Origin of the sequence: Streptosporangium fragile (assembly GCF_039534445.1) — a bacterium.
In the GTDB taxonomy this organism is placed as follows: Bacteria; Actinomycetota; Actinomycetes; order Streptosporangiales; family Streptosporangiaceae; genus Streptosporangium; species Streptosporangium fragile.
The window spans coordinates 164,989-179,467 of record NZ_BAAAVI010000008.1 but is presented as its reverse complement, the minus strand read 5'-3'; the positions used below and the strand labels follow the sequence as shown (position 1 = coordinate 179,467).

The 14,479-nt window shown below is 69.0% G+C and carries 12 protein-coding genes; 8 read left to right on the top strand and 4 right to left on the bottom strand.

The window, feature by feature from the left end; all coding sequences use genetic code 11:
• The first annotated feature begins 54 nt into the window (after positions 1–54).
• From ABD841_RS08080 to ABD841_RS08065, 4 genes are all read left to right on the top strand, one after another.
• On the top strand, positions 55–2,400 hold the full coding sequence (locus tag ABD841_RS08080) for a Tn3 family transposase (RefSeq protein ID WP_344969387.1): 2,346 nt from the start codon (positions 55–57) through the stop codon (positions 2,398–2,400).
• The gene (locus ABD841_RS08075) at positions 2,366–2,593 is read left to right on the top strand and encodes a hypothetical protein (RefSeq protein WP_344969385.1); all 228 of its coding nucleotides are present in this window, start codon (positions 2,366–2,368) and stop codon (positions 2,591–2,593) included. Before ABD841_RS08080 ends, ABD841_RS08075 begins: the two co-directional genes overlap by 35 nt.
• 502 nt (positions 2,594–3,095) lie before the next feature.
• Positions 3,096–3,437 carry an ArsR/SmtB family transcription factor gene (locus ABD841_RS08070; RefSeq protein WP_344969383.1) on the top strand — a complete coding sequence of 114 codons (342 nt, stop codon included), beginning with the start codon at positions 3,096–3,098 and terminating at the stop codon, positions 3,435–3,437.
• Between the two features lie 68 nt (positions 3,438–3,505).
• Entirely contained in the window at positions 3,506–5,149 is a 1,644-nt protein-coding gene (locus ABD841_RS08065; protein WP_344969401.1) for a SulP family inorganic anion transporter, read from the top strand.
• A gap of 216 nt (positions 5,150–5,365) precedes the next feature.
• Here the strand turns inward: ABD841_RS08065 and ABD841_RS40790 are convergent, their stop codons facing one another.
• The 4 genes from ABD841_RS40790 to ABD841_RS08055 all read right to left on the bottom strand — a co-directional run bounded on the left by ABD841_RS40790 (position 5,366) and on the right by ABD841_RS08055 (position 10,003).
• Positions 5,366–5,692: an integrase core domain-containing protein gene (locus tag ABD841_RS40790; protein ID WP_425581960.1), complete on the bottom strand. Its 327-nt coding sequence runs from the start codon at positions 5,690–5,692 to the stop codon at positions 5,366–5,368.
• On the bottom strand, positions 5,679–6,059 hold the full coding sequence (locus ABD841_RS40785; protein ID WP_425581956.1) for a transposase: 381 nt from the start codon (positions 6,057–6,059) through the stop codon (positions 5,679–5,681). The genes ABD841_RS40790 and ABD841_RS40785 overlap by 14 nt, the downstream gene beginning before the upstream one ends.
• Entirely contained in the window at positions 6,022–6,234 is a 213-nt protein-coding gene (locus tag ABD841_RS40780; RefSeq protein ID WP_425581959.1) for an integrase core domain-containing protein, read from the bottom strand. Before ABD841_RS40780 ends, ABD841_RS40785 begins: the two co-directional genes overlap by 38 nt.
• A gap of 157 nt (positions 6,235–6,391) precedes the next feature.
• Positions 6,392–10,003 carry a LamG-like jellyroll fold domain-containing protein gene (locus tag ABD841_RS08055; RefSeq protein WP_344969381.1) on the bottom strand — a complete coding sequence of 1,204 codons (3,612 nt, stop codon included), beginning with the start codon at positions 10,001–10,003 and terminating at the stop codon, positions 6,392–6,394.
• A 355-nt stretch (positions 10,004–10,358) separates the two neighbouring features.
• On the opposite strand from ABD841_RS08055, the gene ABD841_RS08050 reads away from it, so the two are divergent.
• From ABD841_RS08050 to ABD841_RS08035, 4 genes are all read left to right on the top strand, one after another.
• Complete coding sequence (locus ABD841_RS08050; protein WP_344969379.1) at positions 10,359–11,387, top strand: LacI family DNA-binding transcriptional regulator; 1,029 nt, start codon at positions 10,359–10,361, stop codon at positions 11,385–11,387.
• A gap of 67 nt (positions 11,388–11,454) precedes the next feature.
• Complete coding sequence (locus ABD841_RS08045) at positions 11,455–12,729, top strand: sugar ABC transporter substrate-binding protein (RefSeq protein ID WP_344969377.1); 1,275 nt, start codon at positions 11,455–11,457, stop codon at positions 12,727–12,729.
• 4 nt (positions 12,730–12,733) lie between these two features.
• Positions 12,734–13,672 (top strand): carbohydrate ABC transporter permease, encoded by a 939-nt coding sequence (locus tag ABD841_RS08040; RefSeq protein WP_344969375.1) that lies wholly within the window; start codon positions 12,734–12,736, stop codon positions 13,670–13,672.
• A complete protein-coding gene (locus ABD841_RS08035) occupies positions 13,669–14,475 on the top strand; it encodes a carbohydrate ABC transporter permease (RefSeq protein ID WP_344969373.1) in 807 nt (268 codons plus the stop codon). Before ABD841_RS08040 ends, ABD841_RS08035 begins: the two co-directional genes overlap by 4 nt.
• Positions 14,476–14,479: the final 4 nt, after the last annotated feature.

The window sequence follows — 14,479 nt, the reverse complement described above, 5'->3', positions numbered from 1 at the left end:
ACCTGACGGCCGAGAACCAAGCGATCTAGCCTCCAACTTCGCCGGGGCGATCCAATGCCGACCGAGATCTCCCGCCTGGAGGCGGTCCGCGCGATCGGGCTGCCGGTGGGATTTTTCGCCGACGTGGCACCGAAGGTGCTGGTCGGCTGGCGGGCCAGGGCCGCGGTCGAACCGCCGTCGCACCTGCGTGAGCACAGCGACGAGTTGACCGTGACGCTGCTGGCGGCACTGGTGCACTGCCGCAGCTGGGAGATCACCGACGCGCTGGTCACGCTGCTGCTGCGCACGGTGCACGCGATCGCGGCCCGCGCGGATCGGCGGGTGAGCAAGCAACTGGTGGCCGAGTTCAAGCGAGTGCACGGCAAGGAGGGGCTGCTGTTTCGGGTCGCCGAGGCCGCCTCCGCCCAGCCGGACGACACGGTGCGGCAGGTGGTGTTCCCGGTCATCGGCGAGGACAACCTGCGCAACCTGGTGGCCGAGTACAAGTCGTCGGGATCGACGTATCGGCGGACGGTGCAGCACACCTACCGAGCCTCCTACTCCAACCACTACCGCAAGGGGCTGATCGCTCTGCTGGAGGTGCTGGAGTTCCGCTGTGACAACTCCCACCGGCCGGTGCTGGACGCCCTGGCCCTGGTGCGCCGCTACCGGACCGCCACCGACCTGACCTACTACCCGGCCGGGGAGACCGTGCCGACGCACCCTGGCCTGTCGGGGGACTGGGCGGAGCTGGCCTACCGCCTCGACGGACGCGGCCGCCGCCGGGCGGTGCGCACGGTGTATGAGATCCGCACTTTCGAGGCGTTGTGCGACCAACTCAAGTGCAAGGGCGTGTGGGTGGTCGGGGCGATGGAGTTTCGTAACCCCGACGAGGACCTGCCGGCCGACTTCGACCAGCGGCGCACCGAGCACTACCAGGCTTTGCGCAAACCGTTGGACCCGGGCGCCTTCATCGAGGGCCTGCAGCAGGAGATGCGCGCCGAGCTCGGCGCGCTCAACGACGCGATGCCGCTGGAGTGGCTGCAGATCCGGTCCCGGCCCGGCAACCAGGGCGCGATCAAGCTGACTCCTTTGGAGGCGCAGCCCGAGCCACGCAACCTCGGCCGGTTGAAGAAGGTCATCGTCGGCCGGTGGGGCACCGTGCCACTGATCGACGTGCTGAAAGAGGCGGTGCTGCGCTCGAGTTGCCGGGCCACGATCGGCTCGATGTTCGGCCGCGGCGAGGTCGCCGGCCCGATGTTGGAGCGGCTGTTGCTGGTGCTGTACGCCTACGGCACCAACACCGGCATCCGCGCGGTCGCCGCCGGTGAGCACGGCCACCGTGAGGAAGAGCTGTACTACATCCGCCGCCGCTACCTGACCACTGACCTGGTGAGGGCGTTGGCGATCGACATCGCCAACGCCACCTTCGCCGCCCGCAGGCGGGCCATTTGGGGCGCCGGGTCGACCACCGTGGCCTCAGACTCCACCCATTTCGGCGCGTTCGACTCCAACCTGTTCACCGAATACCACTCCCGCTACGGTGGCCGCGGCGTGCTGATCTACTGGCACGTCGAACGCAAGTCCATGGTGATCCACTCCCAGGTCATCAACTGCTCGGCGTCGGAGGTCGCCGCGATGGTCGACGGCGCGATGCACCACGGCACCGCGATGGACGTCGAGGCCAACTACACCGACACCCACGGCCAGTCGATCATCGGGTTCGGCCTGACCAGGCTGCTCGGCTTCGACCTGCTGCCTCGGATCAAGGCGATCAACAGGGTCCGGCTGTATCGGCCCGGCCACGCCGACACCTACCCGCAGCTCGGGGCTGCGATGATGATGCGGCCGATCCGCTGGGATCTGATCGCCGACCAGTACGACCAGATGATCAAATACGCTACCGCGATCTGCACCCGATCCGCGCAAACGGCGGCGATCCTACGCCGCTTCCAGCAGACCAACCTCATGCACCCGACCTACCAGGCGATGCAGGAGGTCGGCCGAGCCCAGCACAGCATCTTCGTGGCCCGCTACCTGCGCGACCGGCAGCTGCAGCGTGAGATCAACACCGGGTTGAACGTCGCCGAGTCGTGGAACGCCGGTAACTCGATCATCTACTTCGGCAAGGGCGGCGACATCCCGGCCAATCGTCGCGACGAGCAGGAACTGTCGGTGCTGTGCCTGCGGGTGCTGCAGGCCGCCGTGGTCTACCTCAACACCCTGATGGTCCAAGACGTCCTCGATGAGGGCCTGGTGGAGCTAAGCGCCGACGACCAGCGCGGCCTGACCCCGCTGTTCTGGAGCAACATCGCCCCCTACGGCGAGGTGCGGTTGAACATGAACAACCGGCTCGCGTTCGGCGCCGCGGGTACCACTGCCGGTAGTGCGGCTGCGCCAGGCCGTGACGCTGCTCGATGAGGACGTCTGGATCGCGGTGAAGCTACCCGGCGCCTACGAAGGCGACGATGACCTGCCCGAGGGTGCCGCGGCCCGCCGCTGGACCACCGTGGCGCTGTACCCGGACGAGCTTGGCTGGCTGCGCGAGGCCCTGGCACTCAACGGCGCCGACAACCCGGACGACGAAGACGACGACCTGGAGCTACTCGGCTAAAGCCTCGATCGCTTGGTCGAGGCTCGGGCACTGCTGCAGTTGCATCAGGACCGATGACCACCGGGCTGGCCAGGTGGCCTGCCAGGTCTTCTATCCCCATGGTGGAGGTGAGCAGTCGAGGAACGCTGGTGTGGTCGATGGGCCCGGCAACAGTGATCACCGCGAGAAGCGGCGAACCTTGATCTCCACACGGATCGGCCCTCATCTGCGGCTTCACAAATTGCGAATTTGCGCAATCCAATACAATATGGTGCAGACTCTGAGCTGGATCGACGGAGAGGGGAGCTGTGAGCGAGTCATTCGCAGCGGCGGTCAGGGAACGGGCACGCCGGGCAAGCACGGCGTTGAAGACGGCCCGCCAAGGCGATGACGCCGACGCGCTCGCGTTGGCCGAAGCCGAATGGGAGCACGTGACAAGGCTGGCGCGCACAAACGGCATAACGCTCAGCTCGCCGGAGGCCGAGCCAGGTGAGGCTGATCCGGCCGAGGGGAGCGCGCAGTGATGTCGGTGCCGTTGTATGAGGCCAAGGCGGAGCTGTTCCGGCTGCTGGGCCACCCGGTCCGGATCCGGGTGCTGGAGCTGCTGCAAGAGGGGCCGAGACCGGTGCGGGACCTGCTGGCGGCCATCGAGGCCGAGCCGACCGGGCTGTCGCAGCATCTGGCCGTGCTACGCCGTTCGGGCATGGTCAGCGCGCACCGCGACGGCTCCACCGTCGTCTACGCCCTGGCCGGCGGGGACGTAGCCGAGCTGCTGCGCGCGGCCCGCCAACTGCTGACGCACAAACTGTCGGGGCAAAACGAGCTGCTGAGCGAACTGATGCAGGCGGAGGCCGGCGCCTCGTGACCTCCCTGTTGTCGGCGGGCTGGGCCCGCGTCCGTTCTGTGCTGCCCGAGCGTGGCGAGCTGGCCGCGATGGGCCGCCATCCCCGGCGCGATCTGCTGGCCGGGCTCACGGTGGCGATCGTGGCGTTGCCGCTGGCGCTGGGCTTCGGTATCTCCTCCGGCATGGGCGCCGAAGCCGGGCTGGCCACCGCGGTGGTCGCCGGCGCACTGGCGGCGCTGTTCGGCGGCTCGGGCCTGCAGGTGTCGGGGCCGACCGGCGCGATGACGGTGGTGCTGGTGCCGATCATGCACGCCCACGGCGCTTCGGGGGTGTTGACGGTCGGCGTGCTGGCCGGGCTGCTGCTGCTCGCGCTGGCGCTGGCGCGCGCGGGCAAGTACATGGCACTGGTGCCAGCCCCGGTGGTGGAGGGCTTCACCATCGGCATCGCCTGCGTGATCGGCCTGCAGCAGATCCCGGCCGCGCTGGGCGTGCCGGCCCCGGAAGGGGACAAGGTCATCGGCGTGGCCTGGCAGGCCGTCCAGGACTTTCTCGCCCATCCACGCTGGTGGGCGCTGGCGGTCACGCTGGTCGTGGCGGCGACGATGCTGCTGGGCGCGCGCCGGCGGCCGACCCTGCCGTTCTCACTGCTGGCCGTCGCGGTGGCAACCCTCGTCGTCGAGTTTGCCGACCTGCCGGTGGCCCGGATCGGCGACCTGCCCGCCGGGCTGCCCGCACCCTCGCTGGCCTTCCTCGAGGTGGGCGCGCTGGGTTCGCTGATCGCGCCAGCGATCGCGGTCGCCGCACTGGCCGCGCTGGAATCGCTGCTGTCGGCCGCGGTGGCCGACGGCATGAGCGTCAATCATAAGCACGACCCCGATCGGGAGCTGTTCGGCCAGGGCCTGGCCAACCTCGTCGCGCCGCTGTTCGGTGGGGTGCCGGCCACCGGAGCCATCGCCCGCACCGCGGTCAACGTCCGCTCCGGCGCCTCCTCCCGGCTGGCCGCCCTGGCCCACGCGGGCATCCTGGCCGTCATCGTGTTCACCGCCGCCGACCTGGTCGCCAAGATTCCGCTGGCCGCTCTGGCCGGTGTTTTGCTGGCCACCTCGGTGCGCATGGTGGAGGTCGGCTCGGTCAAGGCGATGATGCGCTCGACCCGCGGCGACGCCGTGGTCCTGGCCCTGACTGCGGTCGCGACGCTGGCGTTCGACCTGGTCCAGGCCGTCATCGTCGGCCTGGCCGTGGCCGGGGCGCTAGCTCTTCGCGCCGTCGCCCGCAACGTCCGCCTCGATGAGATGCCGATCGCCCACGACCTGCCCGGCGACCACACCGAAGACGAGCACGCCCTGCTCGCCGAGCACATCGTCGCCTACCGGCTGGACGGGCCGCTGTTCTTCGCCGCCGCCCACCGTTTCCTACTGGAGCTGTCGGAAGTCGCCGACGTCTCCGTGGTGATCTTGCGGATGTCCCGCGTCACCACCATCGACGCCAGCGGCGCCCTGGTCCTGGGCGATGCCATCGACCGCCTGCAACGGCGCGGCATCACCGTCTACGTCTCCGGCATCCGTGACGGCCACCATCAGCCCCTGCATGCCCTCGGCGTCATCGCCCATCTCGACCAGGAGGGCCGGGTCTTCGCCAACACCCCCGACGCCATCGCCGCCGCCCGCAACCTGCTCCACCACGCCGGCATCCTGCCTGCCCTCGCCCGCCGACACCCCATCCTGCCCCGCTGAGGCAGCCAGAACGGGCCGGCGGGATCGGCGGGATCACTCAACGCCCGCCCCCGGTCGAGGAGCACGACGGTCAGGCGGAACTGTTTCGGTCAGTCGGTGACTGACCTGGCCCGTGATTGCTCGCTCCACTGCCCGGTACACCGTTGAGCGGGCCACCCCGAACAGCTCGGCCAGCTCGGCGCTGGTGTCAAGTGCCGGGTTTGATGGAGGCCGTGATCACCCGCTCGTCGTCCGGATGGGCGGGGTGGTGCGTTGATGGTTGGTCTCGTGCTCGACGGGCGGGATGAGGCCCAGCTCTCCGCGCAGCCTGCGGTGGTTGTACCAGTCGATGTACCCGGCGACAGCGATCTCGACATCGTCGATGCCCCGCCAGGGGCCCTTGTTGCGGATCAGTTCGGCTTTGAACACCGAGTTGAACGCCTCGGCGAGGGCGTTGTCGTAGGAGTCCCCCTTGGACCCGACCGGGCCGACGGCCGGCGGGACCGGGCGGCGTAGTAGGTGCTCGGAGCGATCTTCGTGCCGGCCTCGGTCAGGACGGCGCAGATCGGCTCGACTCCGAACTCGTGTTTGTGCTCGTCGATGTAGGCGACGAGCAGCGGGAGGGGCGCTCTAGCTTCGCCGCGAAGAAAATCGACGCGCTCTTGAGGATCGCGTTGGCTCGGCGCGGTTCCCGGTTCTCCCGCTCCAGCTGCGCGATCCGCTCGGCATCGCTGCTGGTGGTGCCCGGCCGGTCGCCGGCATCGACCTCGGCGCGCTTCACCCACATCCGCAACGCCTCGGGATGGATGCCAAGCTGGTCGGCGATCCGCTTGATCGCCCCGGTCGCGGTATCGGGATCCCGGCGGGCCTCGACCGCCATCCGGGTGGCCCGCTCACGAAGCTCGTCGGGGTACTTCCCAGGTGCGGCCATCGCTCCTCGTTTTCCCAGGCTTGATGGTCTCCATCAAACCCGGTACGAGACACTCGATCCGACCTTCCATCGGTACGACCACACGCTCATCATGATCGGGAGGTCGTTGCCCACGAGCCTGATGCGGCCGATGCATGTTGTAGTGATCGCGATACTCGTTCAGGACCGAGCGCAGATGACGTCACCCGCATCAGAACGGCCAGTGGCGACAACCCAGCCCTCGGCCACTCGCTCACGCCACTGACCGTTCCACTGCTGCTCGACCCCCTGGACCTGACCGGAGGAACGGGTCGCCGCCCGTGCCTGGCCGCAGGCACGGGCGGGTCCGTGGGTCAGCGGCTGTAACGCGCCACCGTGATCTTGTCGATCACCGGTGCGTACTGGGAGCGCAGGAGCACTCCAGGGAACGTCTGCGACGCGTACGTCGTCCCGTCGAAGTTCGGCAGCTCCTGGCTGGAGAACCGGACTGTGTTGTCCCCCTTCTTCAGGGTCACCGGCACCGTGAGCTCCCAGAAGTTGTTCTCGTGGAACGTGTGGGGGAACAACACGCGCCGCGGGGCCGCGCCGTTCACCGCAATGTCGGCGTGCCGGGCCAGCGGGTCGGGGTTGTAGTGCGTGGCGGGTGACTGCTCGGGGTTGGAGTAGCGCACGCGCATCGCGTACGTGCCGGGGGCGTCGGCCCGTACCGTGAAGGTCAGGGTGTTGGCGTTGCCCGGCGTGCCGCCGACTCCGGTGACCGCGGACTGGCCGCTGGCCAGGGAGAGCGGCTTCGCGGCCGCCGTGCCCGCGAGCTGGGCCGACTCCGCCTCATAGACGGTGGCCGGCAGCGCGTCGGGGGCGGGGCGCACGTCCAGGCGGTCGATGAGCGTCGTGGCCGACTGGCCGGTGACCGTGACCTTGTTGACGCCGCCCGACAGCGACACGGTCGCGGTGGAGTCGCCGCGCCGGGCGTCGTCCAGCACCTCCAGGCCGTTGACGGCCATCCTCGCCTTGCCGGATCCGAACAGCTTGAGGTCAAGGACGGCCGCGGTGTCCTTGGCCGAGTAGACCCAGAACGTCACCGACTGGCCTCGGGAGGCCGCCGCCGCGCCCGAGCCGGAGACCCCGGCGCCCTTGACGTCGTAGGCCGCCCGCGCCCCGCGCAGCTCGGCCAGCTCGGCCTCGTACCGCGAGGTGGCCGCCGCCGGGTTCGGCAGCGACAGGCGGATGCGGTCGACGATCGCGTCACCCTTGGTGATCTTCGAGCCGTCGAGGCCGCGCGCGGCCAGGGAGATGACGTGCGTGCCCGCCGTCAGCTCCACAGCGGTGTCGGCGTGGTCCCACACCACCCACTTGTAACCGAGGGGCAGATGCAGCTCCTGCTCCGCGCCCCCATCCACACGGATGAAGACGTTGGTCGGCCCCTGCTCGCGCACCAGGTTGTAGGTGTTGAGCGAATTGGCGAACACGCTCAGGTGGTAGCGGCCGGTCTGCGGCACCTCGACGGTGAAGTCGAGCACGCCGTCCGAGCCGGTACGCAGTCCGCCGACGTTGTAGCGGCCGGAGGTGTAGAACTTCGACACGTCCGACGGCGAGCCCTCGGGCCCGTTGCGGCTGTAGCCGCCGCCGGTGTACTTCGCGTCCTCCGCCTCATACGACCGCTCCCACAAGTGCGGCGCCGACGCCGTCGCGGTGCCGGTCCCCGCGGGGGACAGGACGATCTCGTACGCCGACGACTCCTCCAGCGCAGGCAGGTCGAAGACCACGGCTCCGTTCTCGACGGTGACGTCACGCTCGGCGACGATCTCGGGCTGCGGCGAGTCGCCGATCTGCCCGGTCCACGGGATCTCCCTGATCCAGGCGTGCACCTTGCGGCCGAAGACGTTCGCGGGGACGTTCTCGAAGCGGATGTGCCCGGCGCCGCTCGCGCCGCCGAAGATCGTGCGGGCCTGCCTCTTGGCGGGGTCGAGCGTCGCGAGGCCCTGCAGGCTGTAGTTCTTGCCGGGGTACGGCGGCGTGACCTGGACGGTGTGGCCGCTCATCTGGCCGTAGGCGTGCAGCAGCCACCACTGGCCGTTGCCCCGGTTGGCCTGTACGGCGGAGTCGGACAGGTTGCCGTCGATGTTCCAGTACGCGATGTCGGCGTCCACCTTCGACTCCTCGATGGCCGACACCCACTGGATCATCTGGCCGGGCACCGAGGTGTGGTAGTTGAAGGCGTACTCGTTGATGTTGATCGGCAGCTTCTTGCCCGCGTACGGCGTGCCGGCGAAGACCTCTGCCTCCATCTCGCGGTAGCGCTTCACGCTGGTGCGCACCTGCTCGGGGTGGCTGAGCTCGTGCCAGGTCATCACCTCGGGCACCGTGCCCGCCTCCACCGTGTGCTGCAGGTAGCCCTTGACCTGGGAGTACAGCACGCTGGTGTTGGGCCCGGCGATGCGGGCGTCGGGCATCTTGCCCTTGATGAGCGCGTGAACCTCGTCCCACGCCTTGAAGTAGTGCCGCGGGTCGCTGAGCCAGCTCACCCGGTTGTAGCTCCACTCCCCGGTGCCGAACATGTTGCCCTCGGGCTCGTTGAACGGGACGAACACGATGTTGTCGCGATATTTCGGGTCGAGCTCCAGGACCTGGTCCACCTGCTTGGCGATCTTCTGCTTGAACAGGTCGAGCTTCTCCTCCGGCGTGCTGCCCGGCCACTGGTACGGGAAGCCGCGATGGATGTCGGTCATGTAGATGTACACGTCGCCGTCGGTGCTGTCGGCCAGCGGCTTGACCACCTCAAGGGCGTCCGCCCCTGGATGCTGCGGGCCGTCCTGGGCCTTGGTCGAGACCGTGCGCAGCTTCATGCCCTCGATGAGGTTGTTCGTCGGCACCCCAGGCCCGTACAGGCCGTAGAGTGTGCCGGACGCGCCGCCGTGGAAGGCGCCGGTGTCCTTGGCCAGGTCGATGACGAGCTGGCCCTCGCGGATCACCGTGACCTCGGCGGTGACCGGGCGGTCGCCTGCCGTGCCTGCGACGGTGAACGTCCCGGCGGCGGCGTACTTTTCCGGGTCCACGGCCGGCCAGGTGATGGGCAGGTCGCGGTCGTAGCCGTCGGAGAAGGTGGCACGGACGGCGGGCGGAAGGGCGGGCGCGGTGCCGATGAACGTCCGCACGTCGAAGGCGTTCTGGCCGAGGCCGGTGGGCGTCGGCGGTGTATCGCCCACCACCTCGACCACCTGCTCGGCCGTGAGCGCCGCGGCGTAGACGCGGAAGTCGTCGATCGCGCCGTCGAACAGTGGGTCGGCATAGAAGGAGCGCCCGATGAACCCGGCGGACGTCGTCGAGGCGTCGATCAGCTGCGCGGCGGTGATCGTCGTGGGGGCGGAGGCGACGGCGGCCCCGTCGAGGTAGGTCGTGATCCGCCCGGCCGCCGTGTCGAGGGTGACGGTCAGCGTCTTCCAGGCGTTCGCGGGAAGCGGGGCGTAGCCGGTGACCTGCGCCTCCGCGCCGCCGCCCGACGTGGTGACCGCCGTGCGCAGCCGTCCGTCGCCGTTGTACGGGGTGCTGAACAGGTAGCGGGTGTTGTCCTTGCCCAGCGCGTAGATCCACTGCCACGGGGACGTGGTGCCGTCCCACTTGACCCGCGCGGACACGGTCAGGTCGATCCTGTCCTTGATCGCGGCCAGCGGCAGCCTGACGTAGGCGCCGTCGGAGGTCGGGGCGCCGCCGGGCAGGCTCAGTGCGTGCCCGCCCGCCGCGCCGTCCACCAGCGCCGCGGTGGCCGCGTTGACCAGCTCGCCGTGCAGGCCGTTGCCGGAGGAGTCGGTGATGGAGGCGGTGGTGACGTCGTCGGTGTCGAACTCGTAGACGAGCACGGGGGCCGGAGCAGCGGCGGCGGCCGCGATCCCCGTGGTCAGCGAAAGGGTGAGTGCCGCCGGAAGGAGTCCTGCGCACAAGGCCCTGGTGATGCTCGGGAATGCCATTGCGATGTCCCTGGGATGTGAGCGCTAACAAGGCTGGGGGAGCAGATCAGCAACGCAACCGAGGGTTTCGCGTAGGTTACGTAGCTCCGCCCCGCCCGTCAATGGGGTGATCCTCCGGCGTTTCCGACATATCACGATTCGGTATCGCCGGTTGTGGGCGGTCTTGACGTCCCGCGTACGGGGCGCGACAGTCGAGCCCACATCGTTGAACCGGTTCGCTCGCTCCGGTGATCGCAGGATGCCGTCGGTGTGACGTAAGCCTGCCCATCTCCAGGAAGAAGACGGCTCCGGGGCAATGATACGAGGGAGCAGTGCAACGCAATCATCGAACCGGTTCAACGATCAGGAGGTGAGGGTGGCGACGATCGGAGACGTGGCCCGGGAGGCCGGGGTGAGCCGCAGCACGGCGTCGTACGCGCTGTCGGGCAAGCGGCCCATCTCGGAGGAGGTGCGCCGGCGCGTGCTGGCGGCCGCCGAGGCGCTCGCGTACACGCCGAACGCAGGCGCCCGCGCGCTCGCCACAGCCCAGACCAAGGTCCTCGGTCTGCTCGCCCAGTTCCACGAAGACGAGTTCGCGCCCGCGATGTTGCAGTACATCCTGGGCGTCACGAACACCGCCCGCGACCTGGGCTATGACACGCTGCTGGTCACCGAGGCCGACGGGGAGCGGGCGCTGCGCCGCATCACCGACTCCCGGATGGTCGACGGCGTCATCCTCATGAACATCGCCCAGGAGGACGCCAGGCTGCCCATCCTGCGCGCCGCGCCGCAGCCGGGCGCGCTGGTCGGGCTGCCCGGCGACTGCTCCGGGCTCGACGTGTTCGACCTGGACTTCGAGGAGGCCGGGCGGGTGATGGTGGACCACCTCCACCGGCTCGGCCACCGCGAGCTCATCCTGATCTCCCATCCGGAGCACGTGGTCGAGCGGGGCGGCGCGTACGTGTGGCGGCTGCGCGACGCGGCACTCGAACGTGCCCGTCAGCTCGGCCTCACCCTGCACGCCGTCTACGGGGAGTCCCGGCAACCAGCCGTGGGACGCCTGCTCAACGGCCTCCTCGACGCCTACCCGGCGGCGACGGGCCTGCTGATCAACAACGAGGCGGTCGCGGCGGCGCTGCCCTCGGTCACCTACCAGCGAGGGCAGCGGGTGCCCGGGGACCTGTCGGTCATCGGCCGCTACTCCGCCGACTTCGCCGCGACCTTCTCCCTGCCCTATTCGTTCATCGAGAGCGCGCCCGACCGCCTCGGCTCCATGGCCGTGCGCCAGCTCGTGCGCCGCGTGGAGTCCACGGCGGCCAGGAAAGAGCCGTTCGTGGTGCGCTTCATCTCGCCCGAACTGGCCGATCGGGGCAGCACCGCGCCCCCGAGGCCGCACTCCCGCTAGCACCAGGCCCCTGACTCCCCACACTTACAGCGCGCTCGAAATGGGAGCGTTAACATTGGAGGAATCGATGAACCGTCCGTCGGTGTCCACGAGGGCGGCGGTCTTCGGAACCGCCGTCCTGGCCCTGGCCGCCTGTGCCTCCACGCCGCCACAGAGCGGCGCCTCCTCCGCCACCGCCACCACCACCACCACCACGAGCGGCGCGTACACCTGGTGGGACCCGTACCCGCAGCACGACGCGAACTCCGCCTGGGCCAAGCGGGTCGACACCTGCGGCGGGCAGGCAGGCGTCACCATCCAGCGCACCGCCTACGACACGACCGCCCTCACCAACCAGGCACTCCTGGCCGGTCAGGAAGGCAACGCGCCCGACGTCATCCTCCTGGACAACCCGGCCGTCTCGACGCTGGCCGACGCCGGGATGCTCACCACGATGGCCGACTTCGGCCTCGACACCTCCAGGTTCGACAAGAACCTCATCGCCGCCGGCGAACTGGATGGCAAGACGTACGGCATCCCCATCGGCTCGAACACCCTCGCCCTCTACTACAACAAGAAGATCCTGGACGAGGCGGGCGTCGACCCGGTCTCGATCAAGGACTGGGCCTCGTTCGACGCGGCGCTGAAGAAGGTCAAGGCGGCGGGCAAGAAGCCGATCACCTTCGCGGCCATCGGCACGGAGGAGGGCTCCTTCCAGTTCCTGCCGTGGTTCTGGGGCGCCGGCGCACAGCTCACCCAGCTCGACTCGCCCCAGGCCGTCGAGGCGCTGACGTTGTGGACCTCGTGGGTCAAGGACGGCATCGCCCCCAACTCGGTCATCAGCAACTCACAGAACACCACCTGGGAAGAGTTCCTGACCGGCGAGTTCGCCTTCGCCGAGAACGGCACCTGGCAGATCAACAGCGCCGCGAAGGCGGACTTCCCGACCGGCATCGTGCAGATCCCCGGCAAGGACGGCGGCGTCGCCCCCACGCCCACGGGCGGTGAGTTCATCACCGTCCCCGTGCAGAAGGACACCGCCAGGTACGCCGTCACCAAGAGGATCCTCGAATGCATGACGACGCCCGAGGGCCTGGTGGAGACCGGCACCACGTTCGCGTACTACATCCCCTCGACGGCCGCCGGCCAGGAGGCCATCCTCGCCAAGGAGGCCACGCTCAAGCCGTGGGTGGAGGCCGTACGCAGCGCCAAGGGCCGTACCAGTGACAACCTCGGCACCGACTACCCGAAGATCTCCGAGGCGCTGTGGACCGGCGTGCAGAAGGCGCTGAGCGGCTCGGCGAGCCCCGCCGACGCGCTGAAGCAGGCGCAGGGGCAGGCGAAGCAGGCCACCGGCAACTGATCCCATGACCTCGCTTCGCACCGGGACGGTCGCGGTGGGGGCAGTGGCGCACACGGCTCCCCCACGGGGGCGGGCACAGCGGTGGACGGCCGCCGCCTTCCTCGCCCCGCTCATCGTCTACCTGCTCCTCTTCTACGCCTATCCGCTCTACCGCAACATCGAACTGAGCGTGCACGACTACACGCCGCGCGCCTTCATCCAGGGCGACCCGGAGTTCACCGGCCTGGAGAACTACCTCAAGATCCTCACCGACGACGCGTTCCTGAGCGCGCTGGGCAACACGGCGCTGTTCACGCTGGGCTCCATCGCCGCCCAGTACGCCATCGGGCTGGCACTCGCGGTCTTCTTCCACCGCCGCTTCCGCCTCTCGGCGGCGCTGCGCGCGATGTTCCTCGTGCCGTGGCTGCTGCCGCTGATCGTGTCCGCGTCCACCTGGTCGTGGATGCTCAACAGCGAGAACGGCATCGTCAACGCGGCGCTGCGGGCCTTCGGCATCGGGCAGATCAACTGGCTGACCTCCCCGGACACCTCGCTGCTGGCGGTCACCATCGCCAACATCTGGCTCGGCGTCCCGTTCAACCTGGTGATCCTGTACGCCGGGCTGCAGAACATCCCCGCAGACCTGTACGAGGCGGCCGGGCTGGACGGGGCCGGGGCATGGCAGCGGTTCCGTCACATCACGTTCCCGCTGCTGCGGCCGGTGTCGATGATCACGCTGCTGCTCGGGCTGATCTACACGCTCAAGGTCGTCGACATCATCTGGATCATGACCCGGGGCGGACCCGCGGACGCCTCCACGACGCTGGCCATCTGGTCGTACCGCGAGGCGTTCGGTACCGGCCAGCCCGACTTCTCCCCCGCGGCGGCCGTCGGCAACCTGCTCATCCTCATCGCCTTCGCCGCCGGGCTCGCCCACGTGCGCCTGCAGAAGGAGACGGCATGAGAGCGTGGAGAACCGTCGTGGGCGTCGTCCTGGTGGGCGTGATGCTCTTTCCTGTCTACTGGATGTTCAACGTTTCGCTCACCAAGACCAGTGACATGCGGGCCGACCCGCCCCACTGGTTCCCGTGGGACCCCACGTTCGAGGGGTACGCCGCCGCGTTCGGCCAGCAACTGCCAGCCCTGGCCACCAGCCTCTTCATCGGCCTGGGCACGGTCGCGCTCACGCTCACGGTGTCCCTGCCCGCCGGGTTCGCCCTGGCCAAGCTGCGCCCGCGCGGAGGGCGGACGATCGACTTCCTGCTGCTGGTCGCGCAGATGATCCCGGCGGTCGTCATGGCCATGGGCTTCTACGCGATCTACATCAGGCTGGGGCTGCTCAACACCGTTCCCGGCCTGATCGTGGCCGACTCGACGCTGGCCGTGCCGTTCGGGGTGCTGCTGTTCAGGGCGTTCATGGCGAGCATTCCCGCCGAGGTCATGGCGGCGGCGCAGATCGACGGGGCGAGCACCTGGCGGACGTTCGTGTCGATCGTGCTGCCGCTCAGCCGCAACTCCGTGATCACCGTGTCGCTCTTCGCCTTCCTGTGGGCGTGGTCGGACTTCATCTTCGCCTCGACGCTCAACCGCAACAGCGACGTCATCCCGATCACGCTCGGCATCTTCCGCTACATCGGCAACAACACCACGCAATGGAACTCGATCATGGCGACCGCCGTGATCGCGTCGCTTCCCGCGGCCTTCCTTCTCGTCCTCGCGCAGCGCTACATCGCCGCCGGGGTCACCGCGGGCGCCGTAAAGGACTGAAAGA